This window comes from Candidatus Kinetoplastibacterium oncopeltii TCC290E (assembly GCF_000340865.1).
GTDB classification, from domain to species: Bacteria; Pseudomonadota; Gammaproteobacteria; order Burkholderiales; family Burkholderiaceae_B; genus Kinetoplastidibacterium; species Kinetoplastidibacterium stringomonadis.
In genome coordinates, this window is record NC_020299.1 from 497,237 (window position 1) to 515,384 (window position 18,148).

Genomic DNA, 18,148 nt, shown 5'->3' on the forward strand with positions numbered 1-18,148 from the left:
GTTAAACACTATACCTTTATATTTTTATAGTTAGATATATTATCATCATTCAAATAATTTGAATTAGATGATGTTAATATATCTATAGCCAGCTTAGCAGCTGATTGTTCAGCAGAACGACGTGTATCACCTACAGATTTTGTCTTTATATTTAATTCAGATATAACACATTCAATTTCAAAACGTTGATTATGTGCAGCTCCGTTTATATTAACTATCAAATAACGAGGCAAAGATATCTTTCTAGACTGTAATAACTCTTGCAATAAACTTTTTGCATCTTTACACATTGTTTTTAGATCTAGATTATTCAAAAGCTTAACAAATTGTTTCTCAATAACAATTTGTACTTCATTGAAACTAGAATCCTTAAAAATGGCACCAAATACAGCTTCAAGACAATCAGCTAATATTGATGGTCTATTACAACCACCACTTTTTAACTCACCTTCCCCTAATTTCAAATATTTTGATAAATTTAAATCACTAGCTATTATAGCTAAAGAATTTTGCTGGACTAGACTTGCTCTTAAACGAGACAATCCTCCCTCATCAATATCTGCATATTTCTCAAATAAAAAAATAGTAATTGCAAAATTAAGTACTGAGTCACCAAGAAATTCCAACCTTTCGTTATGAGGAGAACCGTTACTCCTATGAGTAAGAGCCAATTCCAATAAATTAATATTGCTAAATTTATAATCTAAACTACGTTCCAATTCAAAAAAAGACATAATAATTAATTTAAATAACCTATACGACTAATATCATTAAAATTCATCCATATAAAAAAGGCCTTACCAACTATATTGTGATACGGAACAAATCCCCAATATCGACTGTCAAAGCTGTTATCCCTATTATCACCCATAACAAAATAATTATCATCAGGAACTATACAACTAAAGCTATCTTTACAATATTTAAAATTTTCAAGGAAAGGGAAATCAAAATATGGATTAATACTGTTATTGTATCCCTTGTTTGATAAAATTTTATAAACGACATTGTCTAATGACTCATTATATTTATTAATAAAATGCATAGAGTTATGATCATAATAAAAACCATCATTATTATTCTTTATTTCAACATCATTAATTGATAGTCTTTTATTTTGATAAGATATCCTATCTCCAGGCAAACCTATTATACGTTTTATATAGTCAACTTTTTTAGAATAAGGATAATGAAATACAATCACATCCCCTCTTCTAGGTTTAGATAAAGATAAAATATCGCGATTTATTAATGGTAATTTAATATTATAGCTATGTTTATTTACTATAATAAGATCACCTGGCTGTAAAGTAGGTAGCATAGACTCAGAAGGAATGCGAAAAGGCTCAAAAATAAAAGATCTAAAAGAGAAAACTATTAATAAAATAGGAAAAATATTTATAGAATAATTTATTATTATAAATAATTTATTATAAAAAAAACCAACTGTGTTTTTTTTAATATTTTCCCTTCTTCGTAAATAGAAAACATCAATCAACCATAATATGCCAGTTGCTAATAATAAAATAAATAAAAATAAATTGAATAGTCGACTCATAAAAATTAATAAATTTTATTTATCATCAACTTTTAAAACAGCCAGAAAAGCATCTTGTGGTATTTCTATATTACCTACATTCTTCATCCTTTTCTTTCCAGCTTTCTGTTTTTCTAATAATTTTTTCTTTCTGCTTATATCGCCACCATAACATTTAGCTAATACATTCTTTCTTAATGCTTTAACATTTTCTCTTGCTATAATGTCTGATCCTATAGCAGCTTGAATAACAACATCATACATTTGTCTAGGTATAACAGATCTCATACGTACTACAATATTACGAGCACGTAAGCGTGAATTTTCACGATGAACTATCATAGATAAAGCATCAATTTTATTACTATTTATAATCACATCAACTTTTACTACATCAGCAGTACGGTACTCTAGAAATTCATAATCCATGGAGGCATAACCGTGAGATATAGACTTTAAACGATCAAAAAAATCTAAAACAATTTCAGCTAATGGCATCTCATAAGTTATATTTACCTGACGACCATAGTAAACCATGTCTACCTGAACCCCACGTTTACTATTACATAAAGTCATAACGACACCAACATAGTCTTTAGGCATAAATAGCTTAACATTTACTATTGGCTCACGAATTTCTTCCAAAGATCCAGATATTGGCATGTGAGAAGGACTACCTATCATTTCTATAGAACCATTTTTCCTTACAACCTGATATACCACAGATGGAGCAGTAGTAATTATATTCATATTAAATTCGCGTTCTAGTCTTTCCTGTATAATTTCCATATGTAATAAACCTAGGAAACCACAGCGAAAACCAAAACCTAATGCTTCAGAAGCTTCTGGCTCAAATATCAGAGAAGCATCATTTAGTTTCAACTTATCTAAAGATACATGTAACTGCTCATATTCAGAATTTTCAACTGGATAAATACCAGCAAAAACTTGAGACTGAACTTCCTTAAATCCAGGTAAAGGCTCTGTTGATGGATTTATATATGTAGTAATAGTATCTCCAACTCTAGCATGCTGAAGGTCTCTAATTCCAGAAACAACAAATCCAACGTCTCCAGCTGATAGATAATTTTTTAATTCTATCTTAGGAGTGAATATACCAGTCTGTTCACATATATAAGCAGAATTAGTTGACATGAATAGAATTTTATCTTTTGGTTTTAAAACTCCATTTATAATTCTAACTAAAGCAACTACTCCTATATAACTATCAAACCAAGAGTCTATGATTAATGCCTGTAAAGGTTTATCAAATGATCCTTTAGGAGAAGGTATGTCTTTAACTATCAACTCCAAAATATCATCTATTCCTACTCCAGTTTTTGCACTTATGGAAATAGCATTTTTAGAATCTATTCCTATAAAATCCTCAATCTCTTTTTTAACACTGTCTGGATCAGATTGCGGTAAATCAATTTTATTTAATACAGGAAAAACCTCAACACCTAAATCAATAGCCATATAACAATTAGCAACAGTCTGAGCTTCTACACCTTGGGATGCATCTACAACTAATAATGCTCCTTCACATGCAGAAAGAGAACGACTTACTTCATATGAGAAATCTACATGACCTGGTGTATCTATCATATTTAATTTATAAGTAATCCCATCTTTTGCAACATAATTAAGACAGACAGTTTGTGCCTTAATTGTTATCCCTCTCTCCCTTTCTATGTCCATAGAATCTAAGATCTGATTAGACATTTCTCTTTCTACTAGACCACCACATTTCTGTATTAAGCGATCAGCTAAAGTCGATTTGCCATGATCTATGTGAGCAATAATGGAAAAATTACGAATATGTTTCATAAATCAAATACTTTTAATATTATAGTTATATATGATCTTAAATAGTTAATTAATAATATATAAGGCTATTTAAACTTTATAGGAATCCATTGAGTTTGCTCACCGCGTCTTACTAGTAAAGCTATAGACTTATTTTTATTAAGCGTATTAAGATACTTTCCAAAATCTTTAACACCGTTTACACAATACTCATTAATGGCAAGAATTATGTCTCCTTGTCTTAAACCACAAGAAGCTGCATTACCAAATGATCCTTTTACTAATACCCCACCATTTATACGCAAATTTGAGCAAATATCATCAGGTATATTTGAGACTTTTAGACCAATAATGTCAAAAACAACAGAATCTTTATCCAATCCATTACTATTTTCAGCAATATAAGTAGTATCTGATTGAACCTCTCCTATTTTAATATCTAAAATTATTCTCTTTCCATGACGAAATACACCTAAAGTAGATTTGCTACCTGGTTTTGTCTGACCAACTATACGAGGTAAATCTGTATATTTTTTTATGTTCTCATTATTAAAACTCAAGATAACATCACCAGCTAAAACACCTGCAATATCTGCTGGGCTTCCATCTTCTACATAACTGACCAGAGCACCGTAAGGTTTTATTAGACCAAGTGCATCAGCAACTTCCCTGCTTATTTCTCCTATATGGACTCCGATTCGTCCACGTATAACCTTACCTGATGACTGCAATTGTTCTGCAACGCGCATTGCTTCATCTATTGGTATAGAAAGAGAAATACCCATGAATCCACCACTACGTGATATTATCTGAGAATTGACGCCAATTACTTCCCCATTCAAATTAAGTAAAGGACCACCAGAATTTCCAGGATTAACGGCAACATCAGCTTGTATAAATGATAAATAATAACCAGTATCTCTACCTATAGCACTTACTATACCAGCAGTAACAGTAGAATCCAATCCAAATGGTGAACCTATGGCTAAAACCCATTGTCCTTTTCGAATCAAGTCAACTTTTCCTATTGACACAGGTTTAGTATTATTACTTTCTATTTTTAACAAAGCTATATCTGTACGATCATCTGTACCAACAATTTTAGCTATAAACTCTTTCCCGTCATCAAGAGTAACTATTATTTCTGTTGAGTCCATAATAACGTGATTATTGGTCAATATGTATCCGTCATTAGAAATAAAAAAACCAGATCCCATACCTCTTGGAATTATTTTCTCTTCGTTAGTTTGTGGAGGATAAATAGGAATAGGTTGTTGTAATTGCGGGCCAAAAAACCATCTAAAAAAATCATAAGGATCATTATTATTAAAGCCATTGTTGCTTTCTCTGCTTGTTATATTTGTCATGGTACGTATATTAACAACAGATGATTCTACTTTTTCAACAATACTCGTAAAATCTGGCAAATTTAAATAATTATGATTTGTTAAACCAACTGTAGATTGTGCGCAAGCAGAAATATAACAAGATATTGCACACAATTTTATTACAATTAACGTTGACAAAAATATACTAGAGCTGAAAAACTTAGATACTTTGATTTCCAACATTTATAAATCCTCATTTTAAAATATAACACGTAAGAAAATATATAATTAACCCAAAAAAGCATAAGCTTTTAAAATTACAAGTATCCTTCGATCAACCAACTTTTAAAAACTAAATATAAATAATTAGTTTGCGAATTACATATTATCAAATCCATATAAAAACAGAACATTTAGATCTTTCGAATAACAATAGTTCCATTAGTACCACCAAAACCAAACGAATTAGAAATAGCAATATTAATCTTCATATCTCTAGCGTTTTTTACACAATAATCTAAATCACATTCATCATCTTGATTAAATACATTTATGGTCGGAGGAGACACTTGTTTATAAACGGCCATAGCTGTAAATATAGCTTCAATTCCCCCAGCCGCTCCCAATAAATGACCAGTCATTGATTTAGTTGAATTAATTACTAAACTATAAGCATGATCTTTAAAAACCTTTTTTAAAGCGCTTGTTTCATTTTTATCTCCTACAATGGTAGAAGTTCCATGAGCATTAACATAATCAACTTGATCATAATTAATATTTCCATTTTTCAATGCCATTAACATACCAAAAGAAGCCCCTTCTTTATTAGGAGAAGTGATATGAAAAGCATCAGAACTCATTCCATATCCTACTAACTCTCCATAAATTCTAGCATCACGACGTTTTGCATGTTCATACTCTTCTAAAACAATAACCCCTGCTCCTTCACCTAAGACAAATCCATCTCTATCTCTATCCCAAGGTCTAGAAGCTGTTTCAGGATCATCATTACGTACAGATAGAGCACGCATAGCAGCAAAACCACCTATGCCAAGAGGAGAAACTGTTGATTCTGCTCCTCCTGCCAACATGACATCGGCATCACCATATTCTATTAAACGAGAAGCATCTCCTATACAATGCAATCCCGTAGTACAAGCAGATACAACAGCGTAACTAGGACCTTTGAATCCATAAAGTATGGAAACATGTCCAGATATTAAGTTAATAAGAGATGCAGGTACAAAAAATGGGGATATTCTACGCAAACCCTTTTCTAAAACTTCAGCCTGTGTCTCTTCTATTTTCTGAAGACCACCTATACCTGACCCTACTATAACACCAATTCTATTAGCATTATTATCGTTCAATTCTAAACCACAATCTTTCCAAGCCTGTATACTAGCAGCTACGCCATAGTGAATAAAAGTATCCATATGGCGAGCATCTCTAGCTGGAATATAGCTAGAGATATCAAAATCAGTAACTTCTCCAGCTATACGAACAGAAAGATCAGAAGGATTAAATTTAGTGATTAATCCAACTCCAGAAACACCGTTGACAATATTATTCCATGCAGTATTTAAACTACTACCAACAGGTGAAACTATACCAAGACCAGTAATAACCACTCGCCGTTTCAACTGACACTCCTTAACTAGAAAAAACGGTTGTTTAAGATAGACTTACAAAATAATGCTAAGCATACTGAGAATTAGCTTTTTAATTTATAAGTTATCTAGAGCAAAAAAGCTACAATATCACTTATTAGCAGAAATATAATCTATGGCCTGTTGAACTGTTGTGATTTTCTCAGCATCTTCATCCGGTATTTCTGTCTCAAATCCATCTTCCAATGCCATAACCAATTCAACCATATCAAGAGAGTCTGCTCCAAGATCATCTATAAAAGATGAATTGTTGCTTATATCATTCTCACTAACACCTAGTTGCTCAGATACAATCTTTCTAACACGCTGCTCAATGCTATCCATGCATATCCCCAAATTACAATAACAAAATTACAAAAAATATTACTTAATAAAAATATAAAAGTCTTATGACAATCAATTCTATAAAAAACCCTAAATATATGAATAATATTTCACATGTACATCCCTCCATTAACATGTAATGTAGTACCATTTATATAACTGGCTCTAGAACTAGCCAAAAACGATACAGCATATGCTACATCATCCTCAGAACCAAGGCGACCAGATGGTATCTGTTTTACTAACATATCAATTTTTTCTTTACTTATATCTCTAGTCATGCTTGTATCTATAAAACCAGGTGATACACAATTTACTGTTATCCCACGGCTACCTATCTCCTTAGCTAAGGATTTTGAAAAACCAGAAACAGCGGCTTTTGAAGCTGCGTAATTAGTTTGACCAACATTACCTATAGAGCCAATAACTGAAGTAATATTAATTATACGACCCCATCTTTTTTTAATCATATTATGCAAAACAAACTTAGTAATACGAAAAATAGAATTAAGATTAGTATCAATAACATTATTCCAATCTTCATCTTTCATTCTCGCAAGAAGAATATCTCTTGTTATACCAGCGTTGTTTACCAAAATATCGATATTAAAACCATTATTTGTAAGATCATTTAACGATATCTTACAATTATCAATGTTATTCACATCAAAAATTATACCCTTTACTCCTATGGCACCTAATTCATCATTGATTGTTTCTACTCCAGATTCAGTTGTTGCTGTTCCTACTACACTTGCACCCCTATAAGCTAATTCTTTTGCAATGGCTCTACCTATACCTCTTGTCGCACCAGTTATAAAAACATTTTTCCCTTTCAATTCCATAAGTAAATCTCAAATCAATTAATTAATAAGTACAAGCGCTTCTTTTAGCGAATTATAATCTTTAATAGAAATTGTTACTAATTCTGGATCTATACGTTTAATTAAGTTAGACAAAACACTACCTGGACCAAATTCCACAATATGAGTTATGCCAATATTCTTAATATATTGAACAATTTCGACCCAACGTACTGGATTCCAAGATTGACGAATTAATGCATCACGAATCAAAATAGGATCTTTTTCTACTTTAACATCCACATTGTTTACAACATCTATTTTCGGTGTATTTATATCAATACAAGAAAGAAAATTAAATAAATCTTTTGATATTGATTTTAATATTGTTGAATGAAATGGTGCTGAAACAGGTAAAATAATAGTACGTTTCGCACCCAAAATTTTTGCCTCTTCACATGCTTTAATGACAGCATTTCTATGTCCTGAGATAACAACTTGTAGAGGAGAATTGTAATTAGCTATATTTACAATATTACCATCGCTGCTATATTTATTACATATTAGCCTCATGTCATATTGATCTACACCAATAATTGCAGCCATAGTTCCTTCTCCAACTGGAATAACAGATTGCATTAATTCTGCTCTATAACGAACTAGACGCAAACTATCACTAAAAGAAACTGCTTCAGAAGCGGCTAATGCTGTGTATTCACCTAAGCTATGGCCTGCCATGATATCAGGATTCCTACCACCTGATTCTCTCCATACAAAAAAAAATGCTAAGCACACAGCTAACATTATTGGCTGTGTATTAACAGTAAGATTTAGAGTTTCTATAGGACCTTTTGATATCAAATTTTTAAAATCTTGTTTTAAGATACTAGATGCCTCTAGCATAACACTATTTATCGTATCATTATCCCAAGAATCTAACATTCTTAAAAACTGGGAACCTTGACCTGGAAAAACAAAAGCAACTTTCATATCAATTTCGTAAATTAATTTTTTTCAAATTATCTTATATGCGAACCAAGGATGATCCCCAGGTAAATCCGCCACCAACACCTTGAATAAGAACAAGATCACCATTTTTGATTCTACCATCTAGTTTTGCAACATTAAAAGCAAGAGGTATACTAGCAGATGAAGTATTAGCATGTTTGTCTACAGTTATTACAAGCTTATCATCCTCTACACCTAATCTACGCCCCAACATTTTTATAATTCTTATATTAGCTTGATGAGGAATAAACCAATTTATATCTTTTATATCAACACATGCCTTATCACACACTTCTCTTGCTGATTCTTCCAATACACGTACAGCGTTCTTAAAAACTGATTGACCATCCATCTTTATAAACGGATAGCCATTTATATTACCATTTTCGAAATGCCCAGAAACACTTAATATATCTGACATTGACCCATCTGAAGATATACAAGACGACAATATACCATAATCAGAAGACGCAGTAAGTACAAAAGCACCTGCTCCATCTCCAAAAAGAACACATGTGCTACGATCGTTCCAATCTAAAATACGAGAAAATTTTTCAGATCCAATAATAAGGACATTTTTAGCTTTTCCAGAACAAATGAAACTATCAGCAGTTGATAAAGCATATACAAATCCGCTACAAGCTGCCTGCAAGTCGAAGGCAGCAGCATGCTTTGCATTTAACTTCGACTGAACGATACATGCTGTGCTTGGAAATATACAATCAGGAGTAGACGTTGCAACTATTATTAAGTCAATATCAGATGCATCAATACCAGAATCAATTAATGCCATTTTAGCTGATTCAACAGCCATATAGCTTGTATCAATATCAGATTCAGCCAAATATCGTTGTTTAATACCTGTACGCTGTACAATCCAGTCATCAGAAGTATGTATGCCTCTATATAATAGATCATTAGCTAGATCATTGTTAGAAACAACTGTCCTTGGCAAAAAAGAACCAGAACCAACAATTCTGGTATATATCATAAAACTTCCTAGAAGTTGAATAGGTCAACTATTAAATGACCTAAGGAGTTGATTAATTTGAGATAGCTTATCTATTGTTTTTTCTAAAAGATTATTCATAACTGCTTCACGAGCACGTTGCAAAGCGAAATAGAAAGATTCAATATCAGCTGAACCATGACTTTTAAAAACAATGCCCCTCAGTCCTAATAGAGATGCTCCATTATATCTCCTATTATCTAATCTATTTTTTAATCTTTTTAATACTGGGCTAGAAACCAAACCAGAAAAAAATGAAAAATAATCACGTCGAAATTCTTCTCTAACTGCTCCTGAGAACATTTTAGCAATACCTTCTGCTGACTTTAATACAATATTTCCTACAAATCCATCACAAACTACAACATTGACTTTTCCGCTAAATATTTCATTTCCTTCAACATTTCCATAAAAATTTAGAGGACTAGATAATAGAATATTACCAGCTTCTTTAACAACTTCGTTACCCTTTATTATCTCAGATCCAATATTTAAAAGCCCAACACTAGGATTTTTAACATACTCAACTGCCTGTAACAATGCTGTCCCCATTATGGCAAACTGTAATAAATTCTTAGCAGAACAATCTACATTTGCTCCAAGATCCAGCATAGTTGTAGACCCACCTTTATTTGTAGGAAGATAAGCAGCAATAGCTGGACGATCGATACCATCTAAGGTTTTTAAGATATATCGTGATATTGCCATCCAGGCGCCAGTATTTCCAGCAGAAATACAAGCATCTGCATTACCTTCTTTGACGTTTTGAACAGCAACATACATAGATGATTTTTTCTTTCTTCTAAGTGCTATGTCAATTGGGTCATCCATTGTAACGATTTCATCTGCATTGACTATATGTACTCTACTAGAAGGCACTTCATCAATAAGATTAATTGCTGATTTAATTAGAGGCTCAATACCAACTAATATTACATCAACGTCTTCATAATCATTAGCAAATCTAATAGAGGCTGGTACCGTAACTGACAAGCCTACATCTCCGCCCATACAATCAATAGCAATGCGCATTGGCTTTAACTTAGTGAAAAATATAATTATTAAAATACAATTAATTTAATCATCATTTTTTAAATTTATAACTTTTTTTCCTCGATAGAACCCAGTAGGGCTTACATGATGACGAAGATGGATCTCTCCTGTTTTAGATTCTATCGCCGTAGAAGGCAATGATAAGAAATCATGAGAACGATGCTTTCCTCTTCTAGAAGAAGATTTTTTATTTTGCTGAACTGCCATTATAACTCCTTAAAAATATCTAACATAATAAAGACAAAGTATTATAATAATTAACTGTAATTAAATAAATACCTACAAATTAAATAAAATATTAAAAAACCAATAAACAAATACTGTAATTAAAAAGTATAATTGAGACTATATGCATTAAATGATTTTTGTAACTAATATGAGAATACATGAATATGCAAAAAGAATAATGTACTAAAAAATTAGATATACAATGGAACATGAACTTATAGATTATTCGTAAAGTTATCATTTGTGATTCTAACACATCATTAAACAGCAAGGTCATTATGAACAACGAAACACCAATAAAATTAATTTTAGCTTCTAGTTCTATATATCGCAGAGAGCTATTATCAAGATTACATATTCCATTTATCAGTATATCTCCTAATATAGATGAGAGTACTTTACAAAAAGAAAGCCCTGAAGAAACAGCTTTAAGACTTGCTATAAGCAAGGCAAAACATGTATCAGAATCAAATCCAGGATATACAGTAATAGGATCTGACCAAGTATGTTCATGCAAAGGTAGACATATCGGTAAATCTGGTAGTTTTGATAATGCGAAAAAACAACTACAGCTAATATCTGGAGAAAAGGTGTTGTTTATTAGTGCAATATCAATAACAAATGGCATTGATACATTATCTTCAGTAGTTATAACTGAATGTAAATTTAGAATTCTAAATGATGCTACAATAGATTATTACTTACAAAAAGAAGAACCGTACGATACAGCAGGAAGCGTTAAAATGGAAAAGCTAGGCATAACTTTGGTAGAACATATAAAAGGTGATGATCCAACTTCAATATTAGGGTTGCCCCTAATTAAACTTACAGATTTTCTTATAAAATTTAATATTATATCTATGTAATCAATAATAATGATAGCTACATTACACCTTATACCAGTTAGAATAGGAGATTCTAATCCCGGATTCTGGATGCCGGAAGAAGCTCTAAAACAAGCTAGAAAAATTAAAGTATATATAGCAGAAAACGCTAAATCAGCAAGATCTTTTTTAAAAGATATAGGATCACTGTACCAATTAAATAATATAAAAATATATCAACTTTCAAGCAATACTACTAAAAATCAAATAAGTGAATGGCTATCTTGCTTTGAGGAATGTAAAGATATTGGATTGATATCAGAATCAGGTTGTCCTGCAATAGCAGATCCTGGATCAAATGTTGTTTTAATAGCTCAATCTATGGGTATAAATATAAAACCATGGACAGGTCCATCATCAATTTTTTTAAGTCTAATGGCTAGCGGTTTAAATGGTCAAAACTTTGCTTTCAGAGGATATCCCCCTATAAAATCAGATGAGCTTAAAAGAAAAATAATTTCTTGGGAAAAAGAATCTAATAATATAAACCAAACTCAAATTATGATAGAAACTCCTTATCGCAATATGAGTTTATTTAAAGCACTCTTAGATGATTTGAATCAAGATACCTTGTTATGCATAGCTTCTTCTATCACATCAGAATGTGAATATATTAAAACATTGTCAGTTTTTGAATGGAAAAGTAAAAAAACGGATTTTATATACAAAAAGCCAACAATATTTCTATTTCTGGCAAAATTTAAAAAACAATCTTTTAATAATTAATGCTACTTAATTTTGATATAAAAGTACTACACTCAATTGGTAATTCTGATATTATCTTAGTATTTTTACCAGTATTTGGATGAACGAAGGTCAAACTATGGGCATGAAGGAATAACCTCTTAAGATTTATTTCCTTTATTTTTTCATCACAATCTGATAAATCAACACCATATTTTGTATCGCCTATTATAGGAAAACCGATAGAAGACAGATGAACTCGTATTTGGTGAGTTCTACCACTATACAGCTCAACCTCAACTAAACTATAATTATCATTATAGTTTCTTATTAAGTTTACTGCAGAATGAGCTTCTTGACCATTTGGATCAACCATAACACGTCTTTCTCCAGTTTTCGTGATCCATTTAGACAAGCAAGATTTAATATGCTGGCGCTGATTTAGCCATTTTCCGTTAACTAAAGCAATATATTTTTTATCAATTAATCTAGCTCTTAGCATAGAATGCATGGCTAGAAGCGTACTTCGCTTTTTTGCTATAATAAGTAAACCTGATGTATCACGATCTAACCTATGAACTAATTCTAAAAAATTATTATTTTTATAAAATTCTCTTACTTGCTCTATAACACCAAATGATATTCCACTTCCACCGTGCACAGCTACACCAGATGGCTTATCTATAACTAATAAGTATTCATCTTCATAAATTGTTGAGAATTTCCTCGGAATGATTTTAGTATTTTTTTCGCTAACACTAGAAACCTTAAGTTGAAAAATAGAGACAATATCTGATAGTTGTAATCTATAATTTATGTCAACTTTTTTATTATTTACCTTTACATATTTAGTTCTTATCATTTTATAAATATGGCTTTTAGGCACACCTTTACAGACTTTTAATAGAAAATTATCAAGTCTTTGTCCATAAAGATCTTCTGTAATAGTTAAATTTTTCACAATAGAACCGACATAGTTAATAAAGTTTCTTTTCTCATATCAGAAAGCGACATATAATCAACATAATCTAATGAATTAGTTATTTAGCTTATTAATATAACAGGCACAATAAATTGTGTAAATTGATTAAAATTTCAAAAGTAATAAATGATATTGAAATTTTGCGACGTGTCAACCTAATTCTTAGATTTGCTATAAATTCTAGCTATATCTTTTAGTAGGAATAAGATAGCTAGCAGTTAGTTTTTCTGATCTAAAACATGCTTATAGATTTTAAGGCAGATTATAATATAGTATTTATTTAAAATGGTTACTAGTAACTATTATTTTAAAGTGACTAATTAATACATGTACACCTAAAACAACATATTAAAAAGATTGGATGTAGCTTGTAAATTGAATCTGCCTGTACACAGAAAATACCTACTTAGAAATATTTAATGCAAAGATCAGATTAAATAAAAATTAAAAGCCGGTTTTGGCATATGGTAATGGAGAATACCAATAATGAAAAGAATGTTATTTAATGCAACGCACCAAGAAGAACTTCGCGTTGCAATTGTTGATGGGCAAAAACTTATAGATATTGATATAGAAACAGCTGGACGAGAACAACGTAAAGGCAACATATATAAAGGAACTATTACAAGAGTAGAACCTGGTTTAGAGGCATGCTTTATCAATTATGGTGAGGATAAACATGGATTCCTTCCTTTTAAAGAAATAACTAAAAATTATTTCAAAGAAGGTATTGATATCAAAGGAGCTAGGATACAAGATGTTATAACGGAAGGCTTAGAACTAATAGTACAAGTAGAAAAGGAAGAGCGTGGCAACAAAGGAGCTGCACTTACCACTTTCATTTCTCTAGCAGGAAGATATCTAGTTCTTATGCCAAATAACCCAAGAGGTGGTGGAGTATCCCGTAGAATAGAAGGAGAAGAACGACAAGAATTACGAGAAACCATGGAGCAATTAAGTGTTCCTGAAGGCATGAGCATTATAGCTCGCACCGCTGGTATTGGACGAACTTCAAACGAGCTTCAGTGGGATTTATCCTATTTATTACAATTATGGAATGCAATAGATAAAGCATCATCAGAAAATCAATCTCCAATACTTATATACCTAGAGTCTAGTTTAGTAATAAGAGCAATCCGTGATTACTTTTCCCCTAACATTAGCGAAATTCTAATAGACAATGACGATATAGTAAAACAAGTAACTGCATTTATGAGTATAGTCATGCCTGATAATATACAACGTGTAAAGCATTATCAGTCTGATGTGCCACTATTCTCAAGATTTCAAATAGAACATCAAATAGAAACTGCTTATTCTCGTATGATACAACTACCATCTGGAGGATCAATAGTTATTGATCATACTGAAGCATTGGTTGCTATAGATGTCAATTCAGCAAAATCTACAAGAGGTTCTGATATTGAGGAAACAGCCCTTCTAACTAATCAGGAAGCAGCTGACGAAGTAGCTAGACAATTAAGACTACGTGATCTCGGAGGACTTATTGTTATAGATTTTATTGATATGGATGATGCAAAAAATCAAAGATCAGTAGAACAAAGGTTGAGAGAATCTTTAAGAGTGGATAGAGCTAGAGTACAAATGGGCAAGATATCAAAATTTGGCTTGATAGAGCTATCTCGTCAAAGATTACGTCCAGCATTGAATGAAGCTTCTCATAAAATATGTCCAAGATGCACGGGAACTGGTGTAATTAGAGATACAGAGTCAAGCGCCTTACAAATACTAAGGTTAATTCAAGAAGAAGCAATGAAAGAAGGAACTTATATTATACATGCACAAGTTCCAGTAGATGTTGCTACTTATCTGCTTAATGAGAAGCGTAATGATATAAACAATATAGAAAGTCAACAAAAAATCAAATTGATATTAATACCAAATAAATATTTGGAAACACCCAATTATAATATTGAAAGACTAAAACAAGATGATCAAAAGCTTGAAGAAAATAAAACGAGCTTTAGAATGATCGATGCACCTATTAATAATATTATATTTAATAACTCAGAGACGGAAGAAAAAATTCGTCCAGAAGCAATAGTAAAAACAGCTACTCCTTCTCAACCTGCTCCTATGCCAATAATTAAAAAAGATATAAATAAAGTCAAGAAAAATAATATATTTAAAATAATATTATCTTGGCTGTGGAGAAAAAATACAAAAAATAGTGATAATAATATTGAAGGTATATCCAATACAGAAAACAGTAGAATTCTAAAGGTTGATAGAAAGTATAAATATAAGAATAAACAACAAAATAAAATTTCACAAAATAGGAAACAACCATTAAATAATGAAATTAACGATGTAAATAACAAAACAGAATCACAAACAGTTTATGCTAATAAGCAATTGGATACTGTCAATGAAGATAAAAATATAAATTCAACTATTAATAATAAAAAAGATTCTATAAAAAACAAACGGAATATTTTGAATGATCAATCTATTGTGCAAAATGAAGAAAAATTATCAAAGCAAATCACACAGGATATTGATATTGCAAATTTAACAAATGTTAGTCCTATATCAGAGAAAAGTGAACGTAAGTACGTTAACCGTAGACGTCATAATAAAAAGAATCGTGATTTTGATAATTCTTTAATAAAAGCTACGGATAAGATAGATCATTCCTTTTCTTCAAATCTAAATGTAGATAGCAGTAAAGCTCAAGATATAGATTTAGAAAAAAATAAAATGAATCCTATCCCCGAAATTAGTATTTCGAAAAAGATAGATGATGACAATCAATTATTGAAATCAAAGTTAACAAATTTCACATTAAATAATGCAGAAGGCAACATTTCTTTGGAAGATAAAACAAAGACATCTGATAGTCAAGGAATAAACTTAGGCATCTTAAAAATGGTTGAAACAAAAACTAATGATATTCATGGAAATATAGAGGCAAGTAACATATCCGCAAAATTAGGAAGAAAAACATATGTAAGCGATTTAAGTAATTGTAATAAAGAAAATAATAGAAAACCTTTAATACAAGTAGAAACGAAGAAATAAAAAATAGTTCCCATCCATTATAATAATGGATGGGTTTTTTAAATGAAATAATGACTAATTATTTACGCTTGGGCATTAAAAGAGATATGATATCAGCAACCTTTCTTTTTAGGTTTCTCCTATCAACAACCATATCTATCGCTCCTTTCTGAAGCAAAAATTCAGACTTCTGGAATCCATCAGGTAGTTTCTCACGAACTGTTTGCTCTATTACCCTCGGTCCTGCAAAACCTATTAAGGCTTTTGGTTCCGCAATTATAACATCTCCCATAAAAGCAAAACTAGCTGATACGCCACCCATGGTAGGGTCAGTTAATATACTGATAAATGGCAATTTTGATGATGAAAGTAATGTCAACATAGCATTGGTTTTGGCCATTTGCATCAAGGAAAATAGACTTTCCTGCATGCGAGCACCACCAGAAGCTGATATGCATATAAAAGGCATGTTATTGTTTATAGAATACTGAACAGCATCTTTAAATCTCTCTCCGACAACAGATCCCATAGATCCACCCATAAATTGGAATTCAAAACAAGCCAAAACAACAGGTATATCGAACATAAGACCACTAAAAATAACAATAGCATCAGATTCTCCAGTAGATTTAGTAGCCTCATTGAGCCTATCACTATATTTTCTTTTGTCTTTAAATTTCAATATATCAATGGATCTAATTCTAGAAGATATTTCAACTCTGTTCTCAACATCCAACATGTAATTAATACGAGTTCTAGCACAGATTCTCATATGATAATTACATTTTGGACAAACTTGCAGACTATCAACTAAATCATCACTATATAAAACAGACTCACAAGAGCTGCACTTAACCCATAGCCCCTCAGGAACACGTCTAGTGCCACTATCATTAGATTTATTTATTCGTGGTAAAAGCTTACCAAGCCAACTCATTTGAGATCTTCTAAAGAACAAATTAATAATAAACTAAACAGTATTATCTCAACTCATTACTAATTGTAGATATAAAGTTCACTGCCGCTTCTATAGCGCAAGCATCTTTTTCTATATCGTTTGCATCATTGAATGCTTGTTCCATTAATTCTATAATTCTACTACCAATAACTATAGCATCAGCTGAAACAGCAATTTTTTTTGCTGTTTCAGAATCTTTGACTCCAAAACCGACACCAACTGGTATCTGTACATATTTGCGAATTATTTCTAAACGTTTATTAACGTCATTTACATTTAAACTACCAGATCCAGTAACACCTTTAAGGGAAACATAATATATGTAACCACTAGCTATTTTAGAAATATATCTAATTCTATCCTCTGTCGATGTAGGAGACAATAAAAAAATTTGGTGCATATTATTTTTCTTTAGTAATTCAGAAAAATAAACTGACTCTTCAGGTGGAGAATCGACAACAAGAACACCATCAATACCACTTTTCTTAGCCAAATTAACAAAATTCTCCTGACCTATGCATTCAATAGGATTTTCATACCCCATCAATACAACTGGGGTTTCATTATCATTAATACGGAATTTTTCGACAAGATTTAATACATCTATTATACCAATATTTCTGGATATTGCTCTCTCTGAAGATCTTTGTATAATTGGGCCATCTGCCATGGGATCTGAAAATGGTATACCTAGCTCAATAATATCTGCACCAGAATTAACTAAAGCATGCATCAATGGTACTGTTATATTAACTGACGGGTCACCAACAGTTATATAAGGAATCAAAGCAGCCTTACGACCACTATCTTTAACTTTAGAGAATGCGTGCTTAATTCGATTTATTTTCAT

17 protein-coding genes are annotated in these 18,148 nt (G+C 31.4%); 3 read left to right on the forward strand and 14 right to left on the reverse strand.

Translation table 11 applies throughout. The features are described from left to right. Positions 1-8: 8 nt before the first annotated feature. The 11 genes from rnc to rpmF all read right to left on the reverse strand — a co-directional run bounded on the left by rnc (position 9) and on the right by rpmF (position 10,748). Positions 9-734, reverse strand: coding sequence for a ribonuclease III (gene rnc, locus CONE_RS02265; protein WP_015397129.1), 726 nt, complete (start codon positions 732-734; stop codon positions 9-11). Between the two features lie 5 nt (positions 735-739). Beyond that, positions 740-1,558, reverse strand: a complete 819-nt coding sequence (gene lepB / locus CONE_RS02270) for a signal peptidase I (RefSeq protein WP_015397130.1) — start codon at positions 1,556-1,558, stop codon at positions 740-742. Between the two features lie 15 nt (positions 1,559-1,573). Beyond that, the gene (gene lepA, locus CONE_RS02275) at positions 1,574-3,367 is read right to left on the reverse strand and encodes a translation elongation factor 4 (protein ID WP_015397131.1); all 1,794 of its coding nucleotides are present in this window, start codon (positions 3,365-3,367) and stop codon (positions 1,574-1,576) included. A gap of 65 nt (positions 3,368-3,432) precedes the next feature. Further along, a complete protein-coding gene (locus CONE_RS02280) occupies positions 3,433-4,917 on the reverse strand; it encodes a Do family serine endopeptidase (protein ID WP_015397132.1) in 1,485 nt (494 codons plus the stop codon). Positions 4,918-5,087: 170 nt separating this feature from the next. Continuing rightward, entirely contained in the window at positions 5,088-6,317 is a 1,230-nt protein-coding gene (gene fabF, locus CONE_RS02285; protein ID WP_015397133.1) for a beta-ketoacyl-ACP synthase II, read from the reverse strand. A gap of 117 nt (positions 6,318-6,434) precedes the next feature. Beyond that, on the reverse strand, positions 6,435-6,668 hold the full coding sequence (acpP, locus tag CONE_RS02290; protein WP_015397134.1) for an acyl carrier protein: 234 nt from the start codon (positions 6,666-6,668) through the stop codon (positions 6,435-6,437). A 110-nt stretch (positions 6,669-6,778) separates the two neighbouring features. After that, positions 6,779-7,513, reverse strand: coding sequence for a 3-oxoacyl-ACP reductase FabG (gene fabG, locus CONE_RS02295; protein ID WP_015397135.1), 735 nt, complete (start codon positions 7,511-7,513; stop codon positions 6,779-6,781). A gap of 18 nt (positions 7,514-7,531) precedes the next feature. After that, positions 7,532-8,461, reverse strand: coding sequence for an ACP S-malonyltransferase (gene fabD, locus CONE_RS02300; RefSeq protein ID WP_015397136.1), 930 nt, complete (start codon positions 8,459-8,461; stop codon positions 7,532-7,534). Positions 8,462-8,495: 34 nt separating this feature from the next. Further along, entirely contained in the window at positions 8,496-9,470 is a 975-nt protein-coding gene (locus tag CONE_RS02305) for a beta-ketoacyl-ACP synthase III (RefSeq protein WP_015397137.1), read from the reverse strand. Positions 9,471-9,494: 24 nt separating this feature from the next. Beyond that, entirely contained in the window at positions 9,495-10,520 is a 1,026-nt protein-coding gene (plsX, locus tag CONE_RS02310; protein ID WP_015397138.1) for a phosphate acyltransferase PlsX, read from the reverse strand. A gap of 45 nt (positions 10,521-10,565) precedes the next feature. Continuing rightward, the gene (gene rpmF, locus CONE_RS02315) at positions 10,566-10,748 is read right to left on the reverse strand and encodes a 50S ribosomal protein L32 (protein WP_015397139.1); all 183 of its coding nucleotides are present in this window, start codon (positions 10,746-10,748) and stop codon (positions 10,566-10,568) included. Positions 10,749-11,047: 299 nt separating this feature from the next. Between rpmF and CONE_RS02320 the strand changes: the two genes are divergently transcribed. Continuing rightward, entirely contained in the window at positions 11,048-11,635 is a 588-nt protein-coding gene (locus tag CONE_RS02320) for a Maf family nucleotide pyrophosphatase (protein ID WP_015397141.1), read from the forward strand. A gap of 9 nt (positions 11,636-11,644) precedes the next feature. Next, positions 11,645-12,379: an SAM-dependent methyltransferase gene (locus CONE_RS02325; protein WP_015397142.1), complete on the forward strand. Its 735-nt coding sequence runs from the start codon at positions 11,645-11,647 to the stop codon at positions 12,377-12,379. On the opposite strand, the gene CONE_RS02330 is transcribed toward CONE_RS02325, so the two are convergent. Then, complete coding sequence (locus tag CONE_RS02330) at positions 12,369-13,298, reverse strand: RluA family pseudouridine synthase (protein WP_015397143.1); 930 nt, start codon at positions 13,296-13,298, stop codon at positions 12,369-12,371. The genes CONE_RS02325 and CONE_RS02330 overlap by 11 nt on opposite strands. 507 nt (positions 13,299-13,805) lie before the next feature. Between CONE_RS02330 and CONE_RS02335 the strand changes: the two genes are divergently transcribed. Further along, the gene (locus tag CONE_RS02335; protein WP_015397144.1) at positions 13,806-16,361 is read left to right on the forward strand and encodes an Rne/Rng family ribonuclease; all 2,556 of its coding nucleotides are present in this window, start codon (positions 13,806-13,808) and stop codon (positions 16,359-16,361) included. Positions 16,362-16,419: 58 nt separating this feature from the next. Here the strand turns inward: CONE_RS02335 and accD are convergent, their stop codons facing one another. Beyond that, entirely contained in the window at positions 16,420-17,277 is an 858-nt protein-coding gene (gene accD / locus CONE_RS02340) for an acetyl-CoA carboxylase, carboxyltransferase subunit beta (protein ID WP_015397145.1), read from the reverse strand. Between the two features lie 43 nt (positions 17,278-17,320). After that, entirely contained in the window at positions 17,321-18,148 is an 828-nt protein-coding gene (gene trpA, locus CONE_RS02345) for a tryptophan synthase subunit alpha (protein WP_015397146.1), read from the reverse strand.